Here is a 22,599-nt window from a genome sequence, read left to right as displayed (position 1 = left end):
ATTCCAGCGCACGCTTCCCTCTTTGTTTTTAAAGCAGGGCTCCGGCCGAGCCCCTGAAACAGTGGTTCACTGATGACAGACATTCACTCCCACAAGATCCTGATCCTCGATTTCGGCTCCCAGTACACCCAGCTGATCGCCCGTCGCGTGCGCGAACTCGGTGTGTACTCCGAAGTGCGCGCCTTCGACATCACCGAAGACGAGATTCGCGAGTACAACCCCAACGGCATCATCCTCTCCGGCGGCCCGGAATCGGTCTCCGAGCTTGATTCCCCCCGCGCCCCCGAGTGCGTGTTCGAACTTGGCCTTCCGGTGTTCGGCATCTGCTACGGCATGCAGACCATGGCCGAGCAGCTCGGCGGCGCCACCGAAGGCTCCGAAAAGCGTGAATTCGGCTACGCCCAGGTCGAGGTCATCGCCGGTGACGAACTGCTCGACGGCATCAAGGACCACATCGCCGACGACGGCAACGCCATGCTGGATGTGTGGATGAGCCACGGCGACAAGGTCGCCCGCGCCCCCGAGACCTTCACGGTCACGGCCTCCACCCCGACCTGCCCCATCGCGGCGATGACGTGGGCGGAAAAACGCTTCTACGGCGTGCAGTTCCACCCCGAAGTGACCCACACCCTGCAAGGCCAGCGCATCCTCGAGCGCTTCGTGCTCGAAATCTGTCAGGCCGAGCAGCTCTGGACGCCCGCGCAGATCATCGAAGACCTCTCCGAGCGCGTGCGCGAACAGGTCGGTGACCGTCATGTTCTGCTCGGCCTCTCCGGCGGGGTAGATTCCTCGGTGGTCGCGGCGCTTTTGCACAAGGCCATTGGCGATCAGCTCACCTGCGTGTTCGTCGATAATGGTCTTCTCAGAAAGGACGAAGGCAACCAGGTGATGGACACCTTCGCCTCCCACATGGGCGTGCGGGTGATTCGTGTCGATGCCGAAGACGAGTTCCTGACCAAGCTTGAAGGCGTCAACGACCCCGAAGCCAAGCGCAAGATCATCGGCAACACCTTTATTGACGTGTTCGACCGTGAAGCCGCCAAGATCGACGGCGTCGAGTTCCTCGCCCAGGGCACCATCTACCCCGACGTGATCGAGTCCGCCGCCTCGAAAACCGGCAAGGCGCACGTGATCAAGTCGCACCACAACGTCGGCGGCCTGCCGGAGACCATGAAGCTCAAACTGGTCGAGCCGCTCAGGGAACTCTTCAAGGACGAAGTGCGCAAGCTCGGCCTCGAGCTCGGCCTGCCGTACGACATGGTCTATCGCCACCCGTTCCCCGGGCCGGGCCTTGGCGTGCGCATCCTCGGTGAAGTCAAAAAGGAATACGCCGACATCCTCCGCGAAGCCGACGCCATCTTCATTCAGGAACTGCATAACTTCGACTGGTACCACAAGACCAGCCAGGCGTTCGCGGTGTTCCTGCCGGTGAAATCTGTCGGCGTGGTCGGTGACGGCCGCCGCTACGAGTGGGTCATCGCCATTCGCGCGGTCGAAACCATCGACTTCATGACCGCCCGCTGGGCGCACCTGCCGTATGAGCTTCTGGAGAAGGTCTCCAACCGCATCATCAACGAGATCAGCGGGGTCTCGCGGGTGACCTATGACGTCAGCAGCAAGCCGCCCGCGACGATTGAGTGGGAGTGATGGGACAGGTTTCTGCTTATAGATTCGATAAAAAACCCGCCGAAAGGCGGGTTTTTTATAATTTTAAAAATACTTAGAAATTATTTAAAAATAATTGCTAAGGAGTGACAACTAAGCTGATGTTTATTTGGTTAAGGGGAGGTAATGCGACATGATGCCTGTGTAGTTTTTTTTAGCGAGAAATTCAAAAAATGATAGATAATATTTTCAATAATGGCTATTAAGAAAATTTAGCCTTTCTGTGAAATTTGCGTTTGGTTAATAAAATATTGATGCTGGATTGAAAGATAACTTCGAGTTTAAGAGGTCAGTATGTCGATTGACGAAACTGTTATACGCCATTGGGCAGACCGCCACGAATGTCGTAGTAACCTACCAATACTTGTTCGTCGACTGATCAGGGAGACCACGGAATCCCTTAACTCAATGCGCTTTCCCGGAAACGAAGCGGTCGATTTACCTGGGCTTGACGGGCAAACGGAATGTAAAGCCGGAACTGCCTGGGTACCGGAAGGCCGAAGTGTATGGGAAATGGGTTGCAACGTAGATCCTCGGAGTAAAGCCGACGGCGACTATCGAAAGAGAACTGAAGAAACGCCGCGAGAGCAGCGCGAGAATAGCGCATTCGTTTTCGTGACGCCGAGGAGATGGAGCGGGAAAGAAGCTTGGCTTGAAGAACGACGTGGTGAAAACGATTGGGCGACCGTTAAAGCATACGATGCTATAGATCTTGAAACTTGGCTGGAAGAAGCACCTGCTACGTCACGCTGGTTGAGTGAAAAGCTAGGTGTTGCATCGCCTGGTCTGAAAACACCTCTCGAATGGTGGAATAGCTGGGCGACAGCTTCGGTGCCGCCATTATCTATCAAGCTTGTTTCTTCCCGGCGGCATAACGAGCAGGGCGTGTTGTTGCAGAAACTGCGCGACCGAGAGCAAATAGTCCCGGTTCAAGCTGACGATAGAGGGGAGGCCGTCGCATTTGTCGTTGCGACAATGATCGAGGCCGATGCCCTCGATCTTCTTGATACGACAGTTATTGCCACATCTCGCGATGTCAGAATTCCTACGAGCCCAAACCACCTTATTGTCGTTGCGGATGTCGAAGATGGGGAGGAGTTGGACTTTGGTGATCGGCGGAATTTGACTATTGTCCGTGCCTATCCCAAGGGTCGTCTAGACGTCCGGGAGGCGCTGCTGCTTTCCCACGTGCCCTCAGAAACCTTTCGCGCTGAACTTGAGAGCATGGGGCTGTCGCGCGATGACGCGGATAACCTCGCTATCAAGGTCGGCCATTCTGTTCCCGTATTGCGGCGCCAGCTCTCAGGCGATCCTGAAGTTCGGCGGCCAAGTTGGGTCAGAGATCGTGCAGCAGCAAAAAGTGTTCTCCCGTTTGCATTGGCAGGCTCTTGGGTCGAGCGCGAGAACCTGGATGACAGCACAATTCTCCAGCTATTAGGTGATTTTCGCGATGGTGAAGTAGAACCAGTTCGAGACGAACTGCTCGCTCTGAACGACGCACCAATTGCGCGCTATGGGCATGTGAATGTCGTTGTATCACAAATCGACGCGCTTTTTGCTGTAGGTCCTTACATAGATCGAGACGATCTGGACCGTTTCTTTCAACTCTTGCCGGAGTTGCTGGGCGATAGAGACCCCGCCTTAGACCTACCTCAAGATCAGTGGTACATGGCCAATGTTTTGGGTCATGCGCGAAGTTTTTCGGGCGCCCTGCTTTCCGGTCTCGGCGATGCATTGTGCATTCTATCCGTTCATGGTGCAGAAATCTGCGGTGATAGGTTGGGAGTTGACCTTTCATACCGTGCCGCGCAAGTCGTTCGGTCCCTGATGCAAGGTGCTGACCAAGAACGTTGGCTTTCTATTCGGGGGCACCTACGAACATTGGCGGAGGCATCTCCATCTGCGTTCCTTGACTGCCTTGAAGCTGAACTTAGAGAGCCAGAACCTGCCATACGCGCCATCATGGGAACCACTGAAGGCTTGGTGAGTGGCGAGTGCTTGCGGACCAATTTGCTTTGGGCGCTTGAGCTTTTGGCTTGGCACCCGGTCCACTTTTCTCGTGTCGCAGAGATTGTTTTTGGCCTTCGCCGTCTGGAGGTGGAAGACAATTGGTCAAACTCGCCGAAATCTACCGCCCGTTCTCTGTTCAGGGCTTGGCTGCCTGCCACCGCTCTCAGTGCTGCGGAAAGGATGACTGTCTTACGGCGCTTGTCCGCGCAGTTTCGGCATGCTGTGATGGACGTCTGCATCTCTCTTCTTCCAGGAGGTGGCCCAAATTTCGCTTCACGCACCGCGAGGCCGCAATGGCGAGCACTGAATGCAGAAGTGCCGTCACCGACAGATGCGGATGTCCGCGCAGCCGCGGTCGAAGCCAGCCGCCTACTGCTCGACTTGGCTCCATTTGAAAAGTTGGAGCTTGAACACCTGTTAGAAGTTGCGACACGTATTCATCCTGATGACCTGTCTCGCTTGGTCATGGAAGTCGAGAGCTGGTCAGCGACAGCAACCGATGAGGACAAAGCTGATCTTCGGCACAACCTGCGTCGGCGCGATGTTCTTCGTGCTTATCAGGAAGGTGAAGAGGACGAACAGTTGGCAGACGCGCTTCGGCGTATGGAAGAGGCTTTGTCCCCTCAGTCTCCGACTGCTCGCCACCGTTGGCTGTTTGAAAATTCCCACGTCGAGTGGCGTGCGCTGGTGGAAGACGAAGGAAATGGGCGCTTATCATGGCAGGAGCGAAGCGCACTCGTCGAAGAGCGCCGCCGCAACGCAATCGATGAAATCGGGGAGCAATTGGGAGATCAAGCGGTTCTTCCGTTTGCGCTTAGCGTGAAGCAACCCGAACTGGTGGCTCAAGTCTTGGTCCCGCAAGATGCGCCAGTGGAAACTGCGATCCACTGGGTCTCGGCTGCGCTGCGCACCGATGCAAATGATCAATCCGATGCTTTTCTGCGGCAACTTCTATGGAGTGCAGGATGGATCGACCTTGCCTCAGTTGTGGCTGGCCTGGAGGCCCAAGGAGTTCTGAACAGTGAAGTGGAGCGCCTGAGATTTGCCGAACATCTTCCTGGTCGTTCAATTGGCTGGCAGGTGGCAGAAAGTTTGGGCGAAAACGTGGCTTCTGCGTTTTGGAATTCGGCATCAATTCATATTTGGGATGACACGCCATCCGACGAAGTGGAGTACGCCGTTACAAAGCTTCTTGAATATCAGCGACCGAGATCAGCGTTCTCAGCCGTTTCTCTGTGGAGGAACAAGCTGCGAGCCAACTGTTGGCTGGATATGCTACAAGCTATTGCTCGCGGCGAGGAAGTGGATGGGCCTTTTCCACGTTCGTACAACCTAGATGAGGTGTTTCAGCTCCTCGATGAAGACGAAGCGATCTCCGATGACCAAATCGCCAACCTAGAACTGCCCTTCGTCACGCTCTTGTGCTCATACGGTCATCGAGATCACAAGCGAACGCTGGCTTTGCACCGACAGCTTGCGCGTGATCCAAATCTCTTTGTTGAGTTGCTCTGCTGGCAATATCACCGGCGCGATGGAGCGGATGAACCCGAGCGAGAAAAGCTATCGGCGGAGAGGCGCAAGTTTTTTGCAGAGCTGGCTTATCACTCTCTGGAAGGTTGGAAAAGAGTTCCCGGCTACGATGAAGATGGCGTAGTGTCTCCAGATGAATTCACCGCATGGGCAGAGAGCGCCCTTCGACTTGCGGCGGATGCTGACCGCAAGGAAGTAGCTGAAATCCATTTTGGGGCTTTGCTGGCACGAATGGCGAGGAGACGGCCATGGGATGACTGGTTGCCTGACGTCATCTTGGATTATCTAGATCGCTCTGAATGCGCTGGACTAAGGGAGCGGTTCTGTATGGGGGTCCGAAATGCACGAGGTGTAACCACGCGCAGCCCCTACGATGGCGGAGAGCAAGAGCGCAGACTTGCAGAGCATTATCGAGAATTGGCTGCTAGATACGGCAGCTCCTATCCCCGCTTGTCGCAAAGCCTTATATCCATTGCGAAGGAGTATGAACGGGAAGCTCGTCGAGAGGATGAGCATGCCGCTGTAGGTGAACGCTGGCGTTCCTAATTCTAAATACAAATAATCGCAATGGGTTGGCGACGCTATTCAATACGGCACTTTCTGATCAAGCTCGGGTGCTTTTTATCAACAAGGCAAGTACGCGTTTTGATGTGTTGGAGCGTGAGCTACGCACTCAAAACCAGTATTTGATGGGTGAGTATTTCAGTATCGCAGATGCTTATCTCTTTACCGTGCTTGGCTGGTGTCGGTTCTTCGATATACAGCTTGATGGATGGCCGGCGTTATCGGCATACATGGTAAGCGTCACGGAGCGACCTTCAGTGCAGGCCGCATTGAGTGCGGAGCAGGGTACAAATTAGGCAGGCCGTATCCATATACATTGGGGATGAATTCAAACCGGTGCCTCCCTCACCAGCACCAACTTTTCCTCGTCCTTTAATCCCGCCGCCAGCGCCTTCAACTTCCCAAGCCCGATCGGGCGCTGGCCGTTGGCTTGTCTTTTTCCTGCCGCGTCCCAGGCAATCTCGCCGGGGCCATTGTAGATCACGGAGAGCGCGCCGCCCTTGGGGCGGGCGAGCACCAGCAGGTGCTCGGGCGGGTGACGAAGCGCGACCGTCTTGCCCTGCGTCAGTTTGATCTCGACCTGGCGCCCGTCCGGGGCGATGGCGTCATGGCCAAGGGTAGAAGCGGGGTTCAGCGTCAACGCAAACATGTACGCCGCGACCACCTCACCGACGCTTCCGACCAGGTGGCCATCGAGGGTGAATTTACGCCCGGGAAACAGTGCTTCCAGTTCATCCGATGCGCTGTAGAGCTGGTCAATGAGCGCGCCCACCTGCGCCCAGTCAATGTCGTCCATGAGTGTTTTCCGCTGTTGTTTGAGGTGATGTTCGCTCGAGGCGAGGTCACGTGCCTGAAAATACCGGGAAAGGGCGCGTTCGTTCGAGAAAAGCCCTGCGTCAGGCAGTTTGGATGCGTCTATCCTTAACCAGATTTAACTATATTAATTATAGTTAAGATAATGTAGATTATAGCCCGCCCACTCAGGGCACGCGGCAAGTGCGAGGCGGGAGAAGGCGAGCGTTTGCTGCAGTTGGACAAGACCACTCAAGGGACTGACACCATGCCGTACACCAGTAAAACCCAATCCTATACGTTCACTGAAGGCGGAGACGTCACGTTCACGTTGCCCGATGACGTAACCTCGCTTGCGCTTGCGGCGCAGTTCGCCGATGACCGGGCCAAATCCGGTGAGACTCTCGATGCGAACGTGAATGGCGAAGCGCTCGAGTCACTCGAGCTTACCGGCAACGGTCGCATTGACTGGGATAACAGCGCCGACGACACCGCCGCCGTGACGCACGTCGATGCCACTGGCCTTTCCGGTGGGCTCGAGTACACCGCATCAAACGATGTGCAGGAAACCGTGATGCTCGGCGGTGATGACAACGGCGTCGATGTGATCCGCGTCGCAGGCGATGCCTCGCGCTATGGCAATGGCGGCGATGCCATCGACACGATTTCCGGTTTCGATGCCGCAAAAGACACGCTGTTCGTTGATGATGAGATCGTGCAGTCGTTCGATAACCTTGATTTCGATTACGCGGTCGTCGCCGAGGAAGGCCAGAGCGCTGAAGAGGCGCTGATGCTTGCCGGCGAACAGGACAGCGGCGATGCGCTGATGCCGGTCATGCAGGGTGATGATATCTATCTCTACCGAGACACCGGCCCGGCTGGCCTTGATGAAAATGACTTTACTCTGCTGCTCGAGGATGTGTCCGGCGGTGTAAATTCCTTGTCTGACCGTCAGTATTACATCTCCGAGCGTCCGCCAGCCCCGACCGGCCCGTATGACGAGGTGGTCGTCGATGGGCGCGTCAGCGGTACCGATGACTCCGCCGACAGCTTCGTGTTTGAAAGCGACGGTGCGTGGCAGGGCGGCACCATCACCAACTTTGAGCTTGGCGTTGATCGCATCGACGTGACTGGAATCAACGGCTCGGACGGCCAGCCGCTCGATTACGACGACATCAGCGCCCAGCCCGGCGAAATCATGCTCAACACCGATCAGGGGATTCAGTTCGTCGAGCTGGTTGGCGTGCCGAAGTACGACGATGGCCTCGCAATCGGCGATTTCGGCTACGCCATGGGCCCGGAAGAGTTCCTGTTCGCGTGATCCATTGCCCGGTCGGTTGTTAACCGATATGCAGTTGATAAGGCCCATCCTGCGATGGGCCTTTTTTTATGGCGGAACTATCTGATAGGGCAGCACTTTCTGACATGACAGCACTTTCTGAGCCCTTCGAGCGCGTCAGTCCTGACGCACGGCGCGGCTCAGCATATCGACGACAGGCTGACTCAAATACTCAAACAGCGTCTTTTCGCCGGTCTTGATCATGACCTCTGCGGGCATGCCCGAAAGCAGCGTCATCGACTCGGTCATCTGGGTTTTGCCCTCGCGTGATACCTGGATTCGGGCGGTGTAGTAGCGCGCGCCTGTGGCTTCGTCCTCGAAGCTGTCCGCCGAGACGTGGGCCACCCGGCCATCGATGACCGGCGCCCGATGCTGATTGAAGGCACTGAAGCGAATGTCGGCGGGCTGGCCCGGGTAGATGTTGTCGATGTCACCGGCAGGAATGCGGGCCTCGATGAAAAAGCCATCGGTGTCCGGCACGATGCTCATGAGCGTCTGGCCGGGTGTGATCACCGCGCCCCGGGTTCGAAGCGCAAGGCCCACCACTGTGCCCGCCACCGGCGAGCGAACCTCGGTGCGCTCGAGCTGATCCTTGAGTGCCAGCATGCGCTGACGGGCATCGGCGCTGTCGGCCTGAGCGCCACGAAGCTGCTCGCCGAGTTCACTTTGATAGTCCTGTCGGCGGGTTTCGATGCGTGCGCGGTTTTCACTGATGCGCGAGCCAAGCCGGGCAATTTCGGCACGGGCGTTGGCGCGCTCGGCCTGAAGCGCGAGGATCTCTCGGTCAAGCTCGCGCACGCGCTGATTGTTGCCAAGTCCTTCCTTGAACAGCGCCCGGTAGTCGTCGGCTTCGGCGCTTAACGAGCGGCTGCGCCGTGATGTGATGGCGACACCTTGCTCGAGCCCCGCGATCTGCTCTCGGTACTGCTGGCTTTGCTCCTCGAGCGCGCCAAGTTCACTGGCAAGCGAATGCCGCCGTGATGTGAACAGGTGCCGCTGAGCCTCGAGGATCTGAGCGAAGTGAGGGCGTTCGCCCGCAAGGCGAGTAAGGGGGGGCGGAAAATCGACCCGCTCGGCCTGCTGCTGCTCGGCCAGAAGCCGCGCTTCCTGCGCGCGTGCGATGAAAAAGCGTGTTTGCTCTATGTCGAATTGGCTTCGGGGCTGGGTGTCGTCGAGCACGATCAGAGGGTCGCCTTCATCAACGCGGTCGCCGTCGTCAACCAGAATCCGGGAGACGATGCCGCCTTCGAGGTGCTGGATCGTTTTCTTGAACGAGTCCACCGACACGGTGCCGCTTGCGACCACCGCCACCGACAGGTTGGCAAGCCCGGCCCACGCGCCGAAGCCGCCAAAGGCAAGCGCCAGAATCAGAAACCCCACAAGGCGTGCGCGCCGGCCGTCGGTGGGCAGCGTCTCGGCGGAGGATGATGACGTAGGTATGGTGTGGTCTTCGCGGTCGAGGCTCATGCGCGGTCTCCGGGCTGGGCCGGTGTGGACGCCGCCTGACGCTTTTGTTTGATGTGTCTGACAACGTCATCGCGGGGGCCGAACAACCCCACCTGACCGTCTTTCAGCATCAGCAGTTTATCGACGTGGGCAACCAGGCTGTGGCGGTGGGAGATCACTAACAGCGTGACGCCCTCGCGCTTGAGCCAGCCAATCGCCTCGACAAGCGCCTGTTCGCCGCGTTCATCGAGGTTGGCGTTGGGTTCATCGAGCACCACCAGTGCAGGCCGCCCATAAAGCGCGCGAGCAAGGCCGAGGCGCTGACGCTGGCCACCGGACAGCGCCCCGCGGCTCGAGGAAATCCAGGTGTCATACCCCTCCGGTTGTTCGAGAATCATCTCGTGTACCCCGGCGCGCTTGGCGGCTTCCACCACACCCGCCGGGTCGATGTCGCCGAAGCGGGCGATGTTGTCGCTGATGGTGCCGTCGAAGAGTTCGATGTCCTGCGGCAGATAGCCGATGTGTGGGCCGAGGGCGTCGCGGTCCCACTGGGTGATGTCGGCACCGTCGAGGCGCACCTTGCCGGCCTGGCTCGGCCAGAGACCGAGCGCGACGCGGGCAAGGGTCGATTTGCCCGAGGCGCTGGGGCCGAGCACACCCAGATGCTCCCCCGGCTCGAGCGCAAACGTCACACCGCGAAGGGCTGCCTTGGCCGCGCCCGGTGGCACCGCCGTAATCGCCTCGAGGCGCAGCGCGCCCTTTGGCGCCGGCAGTGCCATGCGCTCGCGCGGGTTTGGCGAGGTCTCGAGCAACGTTTGCAGTCGCTCATGAGACGAGCGGGCAGCGATGAAGCCTTTCCATGCCCCAAGCATCTGATCGATCGGGGCCAGCGCCCGGCCCATCAGAATCGAGCCGGCGATCATCATGCCCGGGCTCAGTTCCCCCTCGAGCACCAAAAGCGCACCGAGCCCCAGAATCATCGACTGGAACATCAGCCGCAGGACCTTGGACGCGTTGATCAAAAAACCGGCGCGGTCGCTGGCGCGGGACTGCTTGATCAGATACGCCCGGTGACGCTCACCCCAGCGCGCTCGAAGCCCGGGCAGAATCCCCATGGCGTGCACGACGTCTGCGTTGGCGAGGTTGGCGTTGGCGAGCTGCTGCGCCGCGATGTGGTCGCTTCCGGCCTTGTTCAAAAGCGTTCGGGTGGAATACTCGTTGGCAAGGGCCAGCCCCAGAAGCACAAGCACCGCGATAATGGCGAATACGCCGAACCAGACATCGAACAGAAACAGCACCGCGATGTAGATCGGAATCCAGGGGGCGTCGAAAAAGGCGAAGAGGGCGTTACCGGTCAGAAACTGACGAAGCGTGGTGATGTCGCTCAGAGGCTGAGCGCTTTGGGCACCGGGCGCCGACAGGCTTTTCTGGAACATGGCGTCAAACAGACGCTCGCCGATCAGGGCCTCGAGCCGGTTGCCCACCCGCACCATCATGCGTGAGCGCACAAGCTCGAGCCCACCCATCACCAGAAAGAAAAACACCACGATCAGCGTCAACATCGAGAGCGTGTCGAGGCTTCGTGTGGTAATGACCCGGTCATAGACCTGCAGCATGTAAAACGCAGGCACCAGCATCAGCACATTGATGAACAGGCTGAACAACCCAACGGCGAGGAAACTGCCTCGACAGGAGCGCAAGGCCCGTGTGAGTTCGGTGGGCGCGCGTGTTTCCGCCATGAACGCTGCTCCGTGTGTCAGAGGCCACTGAACGGTGCGTTCAGCCGTAACGAGAGAAAAGGTTGAGCGAGGCGCTGGGATGACCTGGGGTCGGCGTCTCGCGTCCTAAGTTAAATGAAGTATGACTTATAAAGCACGGCCGCGGCCAGAGCCCGGCCTGCGTGCCGAGCCGTTCCCGTTGCTGACGATGTCAGATAGAGCCAGGTCAGCAGGCCGGCAACACCATGACCACTTGAAGCCCACCCCCGGGCCGATTTTCAAGCGACAGCCGCCCCCGATGCGCCATCACGATGCTGCGCGCGATGCTAAGTCCCAGCCCATAGCCGAGCGCGCCGGCACTTGTGGCCGTCTCGCCCTGAACAAAGGGCGTGGCGAGGTGGTCGAGCGTGTGCTTGTCGATGCCGGGGCCGGTGTCCGTGATCGTGACGTTCACCCAGTGCCCGGTGTGCGTAAGCCCACCGCAGGGTGGCCTTTTTGCGTGGCGTTTTTCGTAGAGCCGGGAAAGGGCGGTAAAGAGTGGGAAAGACCGGGTAAGAGGCTTTGGCCCGCTCGGGCATCGGGGTAGTATGAGGCGCACGCCGCACCTGATGATCAGGTGTGTTTCCGGCCGCTGAAACGTTGAGATGCCATGACCCGCGTTGCCGTGTTCGTCGATACCCAGAACGTCTATTACACCGCCCGTGAGGCCTACGGCCGGCACGTCGATTACCGAAAGCTCTTCGCGCAGACAACGTTTGGCCGTGAGGTGCTCACGGCGCGATGTTACGCCATTGATAAGGGCGACCCGCGTCAGCGCGAGTTTCAGGCGATTTTGCGCTCGATCGGGTTTGATGTGCAGCTCAAGTCGTTTATCCAGCGCGCCGATGGCTCGGCCAAGGGCGACTGGGACGTCGGCATTACGCTTGATGCCATCGAGTACGCGGCCCGGGCCGACGTCATCGTGCTGGTCTCAGGCGATGGCGATTTCGACCTTCTCGCGCAGCGCATCCGCGAGGTTCACGGCGCGTGCGTCGAGGTGTATGGCGTGCCCAAGCTCACGGCGGCGTCCTTGATGAACGCCGCCACCCGGTTCTTCCCGATCGATCACGGCTTGCTGATCAAATAGCGGGGCGCCCTCATTTGCCCTTAAGCGCCCTATCGGTGAATGACATCGAGTTGAGTAAACGCCCCTCGTGCGTGATCGTCCTTGAACAGCTCATGATCCCTTCGCACGCGCTCGGCGGCCTCTAAGGCGTACTCCACCATGTCTGCGGTGAAGAGCGCCGGCGGGCCGATGGCCTCGACGATGGCAGGTTCGACGTCGTAGTCGATCTTGCCGGACTCGTCCGACAGGGCGTGTACGTGGGCAAGCACCCGACCACAGATGCGGGCGTATTTCTTCCACTCGCTTTTTGATAGATCGTCGAGGTCGATGTCATCACGAAACGGCGCGCGCTCGCGCGACATGAAGCTTTGTCCGTCGAATTCGATGTGGCCGTAGAACACGTCACCGCGCACCAGATGCACGGCCTGGGCGTGGCTGATCCGCTCGGCGCGGGAATCCATTTCATAAACCGACGGCGGCACCAGCCCGGCAAGGGCTGAATGGCGCGCCTGCTTGTATTCTATGATCAGATCGTCGGTGCCATCGCCCGCAGGCCCTTCGATCAACGCGTAATAGCGATCAAGCCCCAGTGAGGCGGTGCCCTGGCCCCGGCGAATCGCCACGTCCTTCACGTGCATGCCGCTCGCCTCGGGGCCCTTGGCGCGCGCCGGGACCTCGATCTGGTTGTCTTTCACCAATTGATCGGTGATCGCTTGGAACTCATCGCGGCGCGAGGAGATCGGCACCAGTTCCTCGGTGGCGCGAAAGCCGCGCCGGGACGCATCCAGGTAGTCGTCCTCGAGCCATTCCGCCCGCGCTTCATGAGCGCTTTCGAACAGGCTTCGAATAAGCTTCGGCGCGTTATCGAACCGCATTTCCTCGTCCTGCTCGGTGCTTTCCCGAGCCAGCCGGGTCATGGCCTCGATGTAGCCCTTGATGAACTGGCGCACCACCTTGACCCGATGCTTGTGCTCGAGTTCGCCCTCGGTTTCAGCGGCGATCATGAAGCCGGTCGCGCCACGCTTCAAATCCCAGGTGAAGGGGGCGTAATAGGCCTCGTCGAAATCGTTGACCGAGAAGATCGGCACGTTGTTGGCGTTGGGCATCACGCCGAAGTTTTCCGGGTGCACGTCACCAAGCGCCAGCACGGTGGGCATCCAACCGTCGTCGCCGGCCATGTCCCGGTAGAACAGCAGGGCGGTGCCGCGAAAGAATGAAAAGCGCGACTTGGCGAGCTTGTCGAACTTGGCGGCGGCCTCCTCGGAGCCGGAGGCGATGCGGGTGGCGTGGTCCTCGCGAAGCGTCTGGCGCACATGCAGGCGGCGGTCGTGGCCCTGCAGCACGCGGGGGCGCAGCACGAATTCGCCGGCGGCCACTGACTCGGCAAGGCGCCGAAAGGTTTCGAGACGGGTGGCAACGATAGGGGCGGCGCTGTCACCAGTGCCTGCGGCAAGCGCGTCTGCGAGTTCGGCCTTGCTCATGCTCGAGCGGCCCTTGATGTCCTGACGCCTGGCCTGTTCGTAAAGGGCTTGTCGTGTCTGTTCGCTTGGGTGAGTCATGAACGCTCCTGTGATCGACGAGGGGCTTGAGTGCGCACGCGTGCACCTTGAACCAGCATGGCCGAGCATGGTCGACCCTGCATGGCTTTTCTCGTGCCAATGGTGCTTTTGGAAGTGCGGGTGTGAAGGACTTGGGGGCTTCAAGAGGCGAAGAGTGGATTCAGGGGTTAGCGGGCGCGAGACGATTAAGGCGCGTCGACGCCTTGCAGGGTAAGCTTGGCTCGAACACAGTCACTATGACCGCAGATACACGCTTGGCGAGCGCGGTCAGCAAGCGAAAAGGGCAGGCAGGATGAAAAAGGACTGGTGGTGGCAATGGATGCTGACGGCCGTGCTGGTACTGTGCTCGGGGCTTGGCCTCGCCGCGGAGCCTGAAAGCGAAGAGGGGCTCTGGTACAGCGTCGATACGATGAATACCGGGCTTTCCGGCAAGATGGACGTGGCCCGGCTTCGAACACCGCGGGAGGCGATGCGAAGCTTCACCGAACTGACCAACGCCGGCGACTACGAGGACGCCGCGCACATGCTCAACCTTTCCGATCTGAGCCCGGGCGAGCAGAGCGTGCAGGGGCCGAAACTGGCTCGCGAACTGGCCGAGGTCTTCCGCCGTGGCAAGTGGCTGAACATTTCGAGCCTGTCCGGCCGGCGTGACGCGGTGATCGAGGACGCCTCCGGCAAGGACGCCCGCGCAGGCGAGGCGCGCCGGGACATTGAGCTTGCCTCGCTGGATGTCGGTAGCGACGCCTACGACATTCGACTCGCCCGCTACCGCATTGGTGAACTCGAGCCGGTCTGGATGATCACGCCTGAGAGTGTCAGCGCCATCAAGCCGCTGTACGCACGTTTCGGCCCCTCCCGATTCGAGGGCTACATTCCTGATCGGCTCAAGGGCTCGTTCGGGCTTTTAAGAGTGTGGGAGTGGATCGCGATTCCAGTCGGGGTGGTGGGGCTCTGGCTGGTCGGTAAGCTCGTGCATCTTTTGATCGGGGCGCTGGCGCGTAAGCTGCCTTCCGGTTCACCCAGCATCTTCGTCACCCAGATTCAAAATCCGGTGGCCCTGATCGTGATCGCGTTGATCACGCAGATGATGATCGAGTATGTGGTGTCGTTTTCGGCGGTGGTGGCCACCACGCTTCGCGTGATGCTGATCGCGGTGATGGCCTGGGGCGTGGGGGCGATCGCGCTTCGCTTGATCGATACCCTGATGCTTCACATGACCCGACACATGGTCGGCCAGATCGACGACGCCAAGCCCAAGGATGAGCGCAAGCTTCTGACCACGCTCTACGCCCTTCGCCGCGTGATCATTCTGATCATGGTGGTGGCGTTCACCATCTATGTGCTCAGTCAGGTGCAGCTCTTCGAGACGCTCGGCATGTCGATTCTGGCGTCTGCAAGCGTTCTGGCGGTGCTGGTGGGCGTGGCGGGGCAGGCCGTGCTTGGCAATATCCTGTCCTCGTTTCAGCTCTCGCTTGCCAAGCCGCTTCGCATCGGGGATCTGGTGATGTTCGAAGGGCAGTGGTGCTACGTCGAGGGCATCTTCTATACCTACATTCGCCTTCGGGTCTGGAACGAGCGTCGGCTGATCGTGCCGGTGACGTACTTCGCCTCGAAATCGTTTGAAAACCTCTCGGCCAAGAGCACCAAGGAGTACCGAAGCCTCGAGCTGACGCTGCATCTGAGCGCCGACATCGCACCCCTTCGGGAGCGGTTTTTCGCGTTCGCCAAGGAGGAAGAGAACGTCATCGAGCACCACAAGCTGATGTGCAGCGTGACCGCGCAACTCGGCGCAACCCAGACCGTCACCTGCTTTCTGATGACCACTGACCCGGTCTCGGGCTGGGCGGCCGAGGCAAGCATTCGTGAACGCCTGCTTGCCTTTATTCGAGACGAGCATCCCGACTGGTGGCCGCGTCAGGTGATGGTGGTAAGCCAGCAGGACATCACCCGACCGGATCAGACGGACAGTGAGGCGCCACGCTAACCCGACATTCTAGGCTGCCGTCTAACGCCAGCCCATGAGCCAGGTGGTGTCGTCCTTGAGCGCCTGCCAGGGCAGCGTGGTTTCTCGGTGGGTCATTACCGCCTCGAGGATGACGTCGATCACGTGATCGTCGTCATCGCGAATCAACGCCGTGACCATGAAATGCTTTTCCTTGTTCTGCGGCGTGGCCGCGGTCCATTTGCTGTGCTTAAGCTTGTCGGGGTTGATGCGGTTCATGGCGGGTCTCGAGCGTATGACAAAACCGTCACTTTAGCGGTGAAGCGAACGCCTTGCCCGGGCACTTGCATTTCGTTGCCGCTAAGGCACGATGGCGCCGACCCTGGTCGTGCTCCAACACGGCCAGCGTCGATTCCGATACTCCCTGCCTGCCGACGAGACTCCGATGACCAGTACGCCGTTTCAATCCTTTATCTGCCCGCTCGAGGGGCATCCGCTGACGTTCTCGGCCCAGAGTCTTCAGTGCGACCAGGGCCATACCTTCGATGTGGCGCGCCATGGGTATGTGAACCTTCTGCCGGTGCAGCACAAGCGCTCGAGCGACCCCGGCGACAGCAAGGCGATGGTGGCGGCGCGGCGGCGGTTTCTGGACGCCGGGCACTACGCACCGATCGCCGAGGTCATCAGTCGGCATGTGCTGTCGGGCTCGCCTGAAGCGTCGCCGCTTTCATGTCTCGATGCCGGCTGTGGTGAGGGCTATTACCTGCGTGCGCTTGAGCGCGTGGCCGGTGACGGGCAGGCGCTGTCGCTTGTCGGCGTGGATATCTCCAAATGGGCAGTGCAGGCCGGCGCCCGCCAGGACATTACAAGGGCGGCGAGCTGGATTGTCGGCAGCAACGCACATTTACCGGTGGTCTCGACCTCGCTCGATGCGGTGCTGTGCATGTTCGGATTTCCGGTGTTCGATGAATTCGCCCGGGTACTGAAGCCCGGCGGCCGGCTGGTCATGGTCGAGGCGGGAAGTGACCATCTCCGAGAGCTTCGGGAAGTCATCTATCCGAGCCTGAACCCCGATAAACCCGAGCACGACAGGGTCCCGGACGGTTTCGAGCGCGGCGACAGCGAGCGGGTGCGCCATACATGCACGCTCGATACCAGCGAGGCCATCAGTGACCTGCTGACGATGACGCCCCACCTTTACCGCGCCACCGCCGAGGGTCGGGCGCGCGCGGCCGCGCTGACCTCGCTCGAGGTGACCCTTGATGTTCGCGTGACGGTGCTTATCAAGCCGTAATCAAGGCGGTGTCGGGTGTGTGCTGGAAGGGATGACCAGCCTGAACCAGACTTGTCATCTCACACAGTGATCGACATGGATGGGATCATGAGCAACGAAGCGACCGAACGAACGTCTTCGACGCAGCACGCGCAACTTTATCGAATGGTGATGGAAAAGCACCTATGCCCCTTCGGACTCAAGACCAAGGCGCTTCTGGAGCGCAATGGCTATGAGGTCGAGGACCACTGGCTGACAAGCCGGGATGAAGTGGATGCGTTCAAGCAGGAGCACGACGTCAGGACCACCCCGCAGGTCTTCATCGAGGGCCGGCGCATCGGCGGCTACACCGAGCTTCGTCGGCACCTGGGCAAGCGGGTCAAGGACAGCGATGAAACCAGCTATCAACCGATCATCGCGATTTTTGCAACCGCCTTCGTGATGGCGCTGGCCGTCAGCTGGGCGGTGTTCGATACCGTGTTTACCGGGCGCATGCTCGAGTGGTTCATCGCGATTTCCATGACGCTGCTTGGCGTTCAAAAGCTGCAGGACGTCGAGCAGTTTTCCACCATGTTCCTGAACTACGACCTGCTGGCCCAGCGCGAGGTGCGCTACGCCTACGTCTATCCGTTTGCCGAGACGCTTGCGGGCGTATTGATGATCGCGGGTTCGCTGATCTGGCTGGCGGCGCCGGTGGCGCTGTTTATCGGTGCGATCGGGGCGGCCTCAGTGTTCAAGGCGGTCTACATCGACAAGCGCGAGCTGAAGTGCGCCTGTGTCGGGGGCGGCAGCAATGTGCCGCTCGGGTTTCTGTCGCTGACTGAAAACATCATGATGGTGGCGATGGGGCTCTGGATGCCGCTTCGGATCTGGTTTGGCTAATGTTTGCCGCACTTGCTGGCCGCTTCTGGCGGCCGGCATTCAAACGACAGGAGGGCGCCCGCCCATGGATCGACGAGGATTTCTGGCCGCAACGGCGGCGTTCACGGCGGCGGCATCGGCATCGGCGCCTTCCGCCTTTGCCGAGACAAAGACGCCGCTGCCGAGCCGCTACCCCGACAGTGCCTGGCAGTCCATCGACGGTCGTTTCAAGGACTACTACCTGTTCAACGCGCCGCTTCAGCGCCACTGGAGCAAGGGGCTATGGCTTGAAGGGCCGGCCTGGAACGCGGTCGGGCGTTATGCGGTGTTCAGTGACATTCCGCGGGCGAAGCAAATGCGCTGGGACGAGGCGAGCGGCAATGTGTCGGTGCTTCGAGAAAAGGTCGGCCACTCCAACGGACACGCCTTTGATGACCGCGGCCGGTTGCTTGCCTGCGAGCATTACCCGGCACGTGTGGTGCGTTATGAGTGGGATGGCACGACCACGGTGCTGGCCGAGCGCTATCAGGGCAAGCCGCTCAATGGGCCGAACGATCTGGTGACGCTGCCGGGGGGCGGCGTGATCTTTACCGACCCGGGCTATGGCGCTCACGCCGATTACGAAGGGCGAAAGCGCCCGCTCGAATTGCCGCCGGCGGTTTATTACATCGACGATGCAATGGATGAGCCGGTGATGCTGACCGAGGCGCTGACCAAGCCCAATGGCGTGGCGCTTTTGAAGGACAGGACGACGCTCTTTATCAGCGATACCGCGCCGTCACATTCGAACAAGCCCGCCACCATCACCCGCTGGACGATCAAGGCGGGTGGGCACGCGCTCGAGGGGGGCGATGCGCTCGCACAAAGCAACAGCGAACTCTACGACGGGCTGAGCGCCGATCAGGACGGCAACGTCTGGGCCGCGACCAGTGGCGGTAGGAAGGTGGATGGCGCTTCGGCGTTCGCACCGGACGGCACCCTTTTAGGGCGCATTCTGTTGCCGGAGGTGTGCGGCAATCTGTGCTTTGGCGGTGAGGATCGCAACCAGCTCATCATGACGGCAAGCCGCTCTCTGTATTCGATCTACACAGGCGCCCGAGGCGTGGCGTGATCCAGCCAAGCCAAGCCAAGCCAAGCGAGGGACGTGTCTGCCCTCGCTCGATTGGTTGCGTTAAAGCCCCAGCTCACTGAGCCCCGGGTGGCTGTCCGGGCGGCGGCCGAGCGGCCAGTGAAACAGCCGTTCGTGTTCATCGATCGGTATGTCGTTGATCGATGCGATGCGCCGCTGCATCAATCCCTCGTCATTGAATTCCCAGTTCTCATTGCCATAGGCGCGATACCACTGCCCGATTTCGTCGTGGTACTCATAGGCAAAGCGAACCGCCAGACGATGGCCGCCGAAGATCCAGAGCTCCTTGATCAAGCGGTAGTCAAGCTCACGGCGCCACTTGCGCTCCAGAAACGCCTTGATTTCGGCCCGACCATGAATGAACAAATCCCGATTGCGCCAAAGGCTGGATTCGGTATAGGCCTGCGCCACCGTCTCCGGAGTGCGGGTGTTCCAGGTGTCCTCGGCCAGCCGGACTTTCTGTTCGGCGCTTTTCTGATCGAAGGGCGGTAACGGCGGTTTGCTCATGAACGCATTCCTTGGCGGTGAATGAACTGAGGTGAGCCACTAACATCGGCAAGCACTGGGTGAACTACACCCCCTGGCGGCGCGTCCAGCGCTGGCGTGCGTATTTGCGCATGTTCATGACGTTGTCGGTCTCATCCATGATGTCGTGCCCGACAATGGCCTCGATGATGTCCTCGAACGTGATGACGCCGACCCAGATGCCAAGGTCGTCATAGACGGCGCACATGTGGTGGCGCTCTTTAAGCATCAGCGCATAGGCATGCTCGACGTTTTCGGTGTCGGTCAGGGTATTAACCGGGCGCATCACATCCTTGAGCCTGGACTGCCGGTCGGCCTGATAGATGTCCGATTTATGGACATACCCCATGGCGTTTTCGCCGCCATCGATCACCGGAAACCGCGTGAAGGGCGCCTTGCCGAGCGCTTCATCAAAGGCCTCGACCGTGGTGTCCGGCTGCACGGTGACGGCGACGGTGCGCGGCGTCATGACGTCGCGGACCCGGATGGTGTGCAGGTTCAGGATGTTGGTGATCGAGCGCGCCTCGCCGGCATCCAGCGCCTGTTCCTCGTGGGCGATGCGCGTGAGCGCCTTGATTTCGCTTCGCAGGTCGGTTTCATCGCCGTCCTTGCTGATGCGGGTGGTAATAAGCTCTGAAAGCCACACGAACGGTTTCAGGAGCAGGACCAGCGTATTGAGAATCGCCGGCAGCACGCGTGACAGCTGACGCCAGTAGGTGGCGCCGAGCGTTTTCGGGATGATTTCGGAAACGATCAGGATCATCAGCGTCATCAGCGCCGAGGCCACGCCCAGATAGGTTTCGCCAAACACTACCGCCACCTGGGCACCGACACCGGTTGCACCGGCAGTGTGGGCAATGGTGTTGAGGGTGAGAATGGCCGACAGCGGCTGGTCGATGTTGTTCTTGAGTCGGTAGAGCTTATCGTGCAGGCGAGGGCGCTCATCTTTCAGGTGTGCAATGTAGCTTGGGGTCAGCGACAGAAGGGCCGCTTCAAGAATAGAACACAGAAATGAAACGCCGATGGAAAGCACGGCGTAGAGCACAAGCAGGAACATAAAGCCTCACAAGGGACGTCGAATACGCATCTAAGAGCGCTTTTGGGATCAGGTCAACGAGTGATACGGCGGTGTTCAGTATGGGTTAAACGAGCGTCTACGCCAAAAGCGCAATGGCCGGAGGTGCGTACCAGTGTCTACGTTCAAAAGGTGCCATACACAAGGGGGGCCCAATCATGCAACGCAAGCCATTTATCTCTGAAGCATTGCTCAAGCGCTGCGAGAAAGAGCAGCAACAGGAAATCGAACGCTCAACGCGTAAATTCGATCGAGCCTCACTCGAGGAGCGCAAGGAACTGTCGATGCTGGTCGAGATGGCCGTGCGAGACGGGGAAAGTTATTCAACCATTGCCGAGACCCACAGCGGCCTTGGGCTCTCCGAACAGCGGCTGCGTGACCTGATTGGCCCGGAAGCGGCGATCCGAGATCGAATCGAGCGTTTCGAGCGCTTTCAATACGCCTGAGGCCGGGGCGGCTTGCGTCTGAAGCAGAGGCGCTTTCTCATCCGAGCCTGACCCATGTATTTCAAAAGCCGACCCTCGGGTCGGCTTTTTCGTGTCAGCACGCGTTTCTAGTTCATGTCAGAGCACGTCACTATCGAACGCCTCGGTCAGGACAGGGTGCGAGCACGTACCCGGCGGCCCTTGAGCGGCGCACTTTGCAGTTGCTTGAGCGCCTGCTTCAGCGCCCGCCGCTGAACCGCGATGAAACTTGCCCGTGCGGTCACCTTGATCTTGCCAAGCTGGTCGGCGTCCAGCGCATGGCCGTACTCGGCGTTGGTCAACGCACCGACCAGATCCCCCGGTCGAATCTTCTGTTTTTTGCCGGCATCGAGCTCGAGCGTGGCCATCGGCGCTGGAAACGGCGTGCTCAAGGCGTCAGGCTGCGGTAACGGCTCGGGTTCGAGTTCCTGGCCCAGGCGCTCACTCAGTTCCAGCAGGCGCATGCGCTCCCGGTCGCTGATCAACGTGCAGGCCACGCCCTTGCCGCCGGCGCGGCCAGTACGGCCGATGCGGTGCGTATGCACGTCGAGATCACTTGCCAGCTGGTAGTTGATCACCGCCTCGAGCGCGTCGATGTCGAGCCCGCGGGCGGCAACATCGGTTGCCACCAGAATCGAGACGCTGTCGTTGGCAAACTGAATCAGCGTCTGGTCGCGCTCGCGCTGATCGAGATCGCCGTGCAGGGCCTTGGCACTGAAGCCATCGTGCGCCAGATCCTCGGCAAGCTTTTGTGTTTCTGCGCGGGTATTGCAAAACACCACGCAGTTCGAGGGTCGGTAGTGCAGCAGTACCTGCACCAGTGCCTCGAACCGGGAAAGTCCATCGAGGGCGTAGATGTGCTGCTCGATGCTCTCACGGCTGTGCGTGCTCTCGACCTCGATAATGGCCGGGTTCGTCAATAGACGGTCGGCAAGCGGCGTGATCGCGGCGTCAAACGTTGCACTGAACAGCAGTGTCTGACGCGTTCGCGGCATGTCATCGATGATGGCGTCGAGGGCGTCTTCAAAGCCCATGTCGAGCATCCGGTCGGCCTCATCCAGCACGAACATCGTAAGATGCTCGAGCGACAGCGAGCCCTTGCGCAGGTGCTGCTCCACCCGGCCCGGCGTGCCGACGACGATGTGCGCGCCGTGCTCGAGCGAGTGAAGCTGCGGGCCGATCGGCGCGCCGCCGCACAGCGTCAGCACCTTGACGTTATGCATCTGCCGCGCCAGGCGCCGGATCTCTTCGGCGACCTGATCGGCAAGCTCGCGCGTGGGGCAGAGCACCAGGGTCTGGACGCGAAAGCGGGCAACGTCGAGCCGAGCCAGCAGGGCAAGACCAAAGGCCGCGGTCTTGCCCGAGCCGGTCTTGCCCTGACCGCGCACATCGCGGCCCGAAAGCGCCGGCGGCAGGCTCGCGGCCTGGACGGGGGTCATGGTGTGATAGCCAAGCGAGTCAAGGTTGCGTGCCAGCGCCTCGGGCAGGGCGAGAGTGGCAAAGTCGGTGGAGTCGGTCGCGTGGGTCACGGGGCATCCTGTTTATAAGCGAAGCGATGGCGGGCAGCATACCAGAAGATTGCCGCCGACACGTTGACCGCCC

Annotated in this window: 19 protein-coding genes; 10 read left to right on the top strand and 9 right to left on the bottom strand. The window is 60.0% G+C overall.

Going from position 1 to position 22,599, the window contains the following annotated elements:
* Positions 1 to 72 precede the first annotated feature (72 nt).
* From guaA to NAT49_RS15070, 3 genes are all read left to right on the top strand, one after another.
* Complete coding sequence (guaA, locus tag NAT49_RS05455) at positions 73 to 1,647, top strand: glutamine-hydrolyzing GMP synthase (RefSeq protein ID WP_251591502.1); 1,575 nt, start codon at positions 73 to 75, stop codon at positions 1,645 to 1,647.
* 426 nt (positions 1,648 to 2,073) lie between these two features.
* Complete coding sequence (locus NAT49_RS05450; RefSeq protein WP_251591494.1) at positions 2,074 to 5,751, top strand: hypothetical protein; 3,678 nt, start codon at positions 2,074 to 2,076, stop codon at positions 5,749 to 5,751.
* Positions 5,752 to 5,819: 68 nt separating this feature from the next.
* Positions 5,820 to 6,065 (top strand): glutathione binding-like protein, encoded by a 246-nt coding sequence (locus tag NAT49_RS15070; RefSeq protein ID WP_374708792.1) that lies wholly within the window; start codon positions 5,820 to 5,822, stop codon positions 6,063 to 6,065.
* A gap of 32 nt (positions 6,066 to 6,097) precedes the next feature.
* On the opposite strand, the gene NAT49_RS05445 is transcribed toward NAT49_RS15070, so the two are convergent.
* Positions 6,098 to 6,565, bottom strand: coding sequence for a DUF6998 domain-containing protein (locus NAT49_RS05445; RefSeq protein WP_251591485.1), 468 nt, complete (start codon positions 6,563 to 6,565; stop codon positions 6,098 to 6,100).
* A gap of 225 nt (positions 6,566 to 6,790) precedes the next feature.
* Between NAT49_RS05445 and NAT49_RS05440 the strand changes: the two genes are divergently transcribed.
* A complete protein-coding gene (locus tag NAT49_RS05440; protein WP_251591483.1) occupies positions 6,791 to 7,882 on the top strand; it encodes a hypothetical protein in 1,092 nt (363 codons plus the stop codon).
* 135 nt (positions 7,883 to 8,017) lie between these two features.
* Here NAT49_RS05440 and NAT49_RS05435 read toward each other — a convergent pair whose 3' ends face one another.
* From NAT49_RS05435 to NAT49_RS15115, 3 genes are all read right to left on the bottom strand, one after another.
* The gene (locus NAT49_RS05435) at positions 8,018 to 9,367 is read right to left on the bottom strand and encodes an HlyD family type I secretion periplasmic adaptor subunit (protein WP_251591481.1); all 1,350 of its coding nucleotides are present in this window, start codon (positions 9,365 to 9,367) and stop codon (positions 8,018 to 8,020) included.
* Entirely contained in the window at positions 9,364 to 11,085 is a 1,722-nt protein-coding gene (locus NAT49_RS05430; protein ID WP_251591479.1) for a type I secretion system permease/ATPase, read from the bottom strand. Before NAT49_RS05430 ends, NAT49_RS05435 begins: the two co-directional genes overlap by 4 nt.
* 205 nt (positions 11,086 to 11,290) lie before the next feature.
* Positions 11,291 to 11,662, bottom strand: a complete 372-nt coding sequence (locus NAT49_RS15115) for a sensor histidine kinase (RefSeq protein ID WP_465262307.1) — start codon at positions 11,660 to 11,662, stop codon at positions 11,291 to 11,293.
* 51 nt (positions 11,663 to 11,713) lie between these two features.
* Between NAT49_RS15115 and NAT49_RS05420 the strand changes: the two genes are divergently transcribed.
* Positions 11,714 to 12,190 carry an NYN domain-containing protein gene (locus NAT49_RS05420; protein ID WP_251591468.1) on the top strand — a complete coding sequence of 159 codons (477 nt, stop codon included), beginning with the start codon at positions 11,714 to 11,716 and terminating at the stop codon, positions 12,188 to 12,190.
* Positions 12,191 to 12,219: 29 nt separating this feature from the next.
* On the opposite strand, the gene NAT49_RS05415 is transcribed toward NAT49_RS05420, so the two are convergent.
* Complete coding sequence (locus NAT49_RS05415; protein ID WP_251591466.1) at positions 12,220 to 13,728, bottom strand: DUF2252 domain-containing protein; 1,509 nt, start codon at positions 13,726 to 13,728, stop codon at positions 12,220 to 12,222.
* A gap of 292 nt (positions 13,729 to 14,020) precedes the next feature.
* On the opposite strand from NAT49_RS05415, the gene NAT49_RS05410 reads away from it, so the two are divergent.
* Positions 14,021 to 15,712, top strand: coding sequence for a mechanosensitive ion channel family protein (locus tag NAT49_RS05410; RefSeq protein WP_251591464.1), 1,692 nt, complete (start codon positions 14,021 to 14,023; stop codon positions 15,710 to 15,712).
* 21 nt (positions 15,713 to 15,733) lie between these two features.
* Here the strand turns inward: NAT49_RS05410 and NAT49_RS05405 are convergent, their stop codons facing one another.
* Positions 15,734 to 15,949 carry a TIGR02450 family Trp-rich protein gene (locus NAT49_RS05405; protein WP_251591462.1) on the bottom strand — a complete coding sequence of 72 codons (216 nt, stop codon included), beginning with the start codon at positions 15,947 to 15,949 and terminating at the stop codon, positions 15,734 to 15,736.
* Between the two features lie 166 nt (positions 15,950 to 16,115).
* Here NAT49_RS05405 and NAT49_RS05400 point away from each other — a divergent pair, with 166 nt between their 5' ends.
* From NAT49_RS05400 to NAT49_RS05390, 3 genes are all read left to right on the top strand, one after another.
* Positions 16,116 to 16,964 (top strand): putative RNA methyltransferase, encoded by an 849-nt coding sequence (locus NAT49_RS05400; RefSeq protein WP_251591461.1) that lies wholly within the window; start codon positions 16,116 to 16,118, stop codon positions 16,962 to 16,964.
* A gap of 87 nt (positions 16,965 to 17,051) precedes the next feature.
* On the top strand, positions 17,052 to 17,825 hold the full coding sequence (locus NAT49_RS05395; protein WP_251591459.1) for a glutaredoxin family protein: 774 nt from the start codon (positions 17,052 to 17,054) through the stop codon (positions 17,823 to 17,825).
* Between the two features lie 64 nt (positions 17,826 to 17,889).
* On the top strand, positions 17,890 to 18,915 hold the full coding sequence (locus NAT49_RS05390) for an SMP-30/gluconolactonase/LRE family protein (protein ID WP_251591457.1): 1,026 nt from the start codon (positions 17,890 to 17,892) through the stop codon (positions 18,913 to 18,915).
* A 60-nt stretch (positions 18,916 to 18,975) separates the two neighbouring features.
* On the opposite strand, the gene NAT49_RS05385 is transcribed toward NAT49_RS05390, so the two are convergent.
* On the bottom strand, positions 18,976 to 19,440 hold the full coding sequence (locus NAT49_RS05385) for a nuclear transport factor 2 family protein (protein WP_251591455.1): 465 nt from the start codon (positions 19,438 to 19,440) through the stop codon (positions 18,976 to 18,978).
* Between the two features lie 64 nt (positions 19,441 to 19,504).
* Positions 19,505 to 20,515, bottom strand: coding sequence for a CNNM domain-containing protein (locus NAT49_RS05380; protein ID WP_251591454.1), 1,011 nt, complete (start codon positions 20,513 to 20,515; stop codon positions 19,505 to 19,507).
* A 176-nt stretch (positions 20,516 to 20,691) separates the two neighbouring features.
* Here NAT49_RS05380 and NAT49_RS05375 point away from each other — a divergent pair, with 176 nt between their 5' ends.
* Positions 20,692 to 20,979, top strand: a complete 288-nt coding sequence (locus NAT49_RS05375; RefSeq protein ID WP_251591443.1) for a hypothetical protein — start codon at positions 20,692 to 20,694, stop codon at positions 20,977 to 20,979.
* A 146-nt stretch (positions 20,980 to 21,125) separates the two neighbouring features.
* Here the strand turns inward: NAT49_RS05375 and dbpA are convergent, their stop codons facing one another.
* Positions 21,126 to 22,526 carry an ATP-dependent RNA helicase DbpA gene (gene dbpA / locus NAT49_RS05370; RefSeq protein WP_251591441.1) on the bottom strand — a complete coding sequence of 467 codons (1,401 nt, stop codon included), beginning with the start codon at positions 22,524 to 22,526 and terminating at the stop codon, positions 21,126 to 21,128.
* Between the last annotated feature and the right edge of the window lie 73 nt (positions 22,527 to 22,599).

The sequence above is a fragment of the Larsenimonas suaedae genome, from assembly GCF_023712105.1.
In the GTDB taxonomy this organism is placed as follows: domain Bacteria; phylum Pseudomonadota; class Gammaproteobacteria; order Pseudomonadales; family Halomonadaceae; genus Larsenimonas; species Larsenimonas suaedae.
The sequence above is the reverse complement of the archived record's forward strand: the minus strand, read 5'-3'. Positions and strand labels throughout refer to the sequence as shown.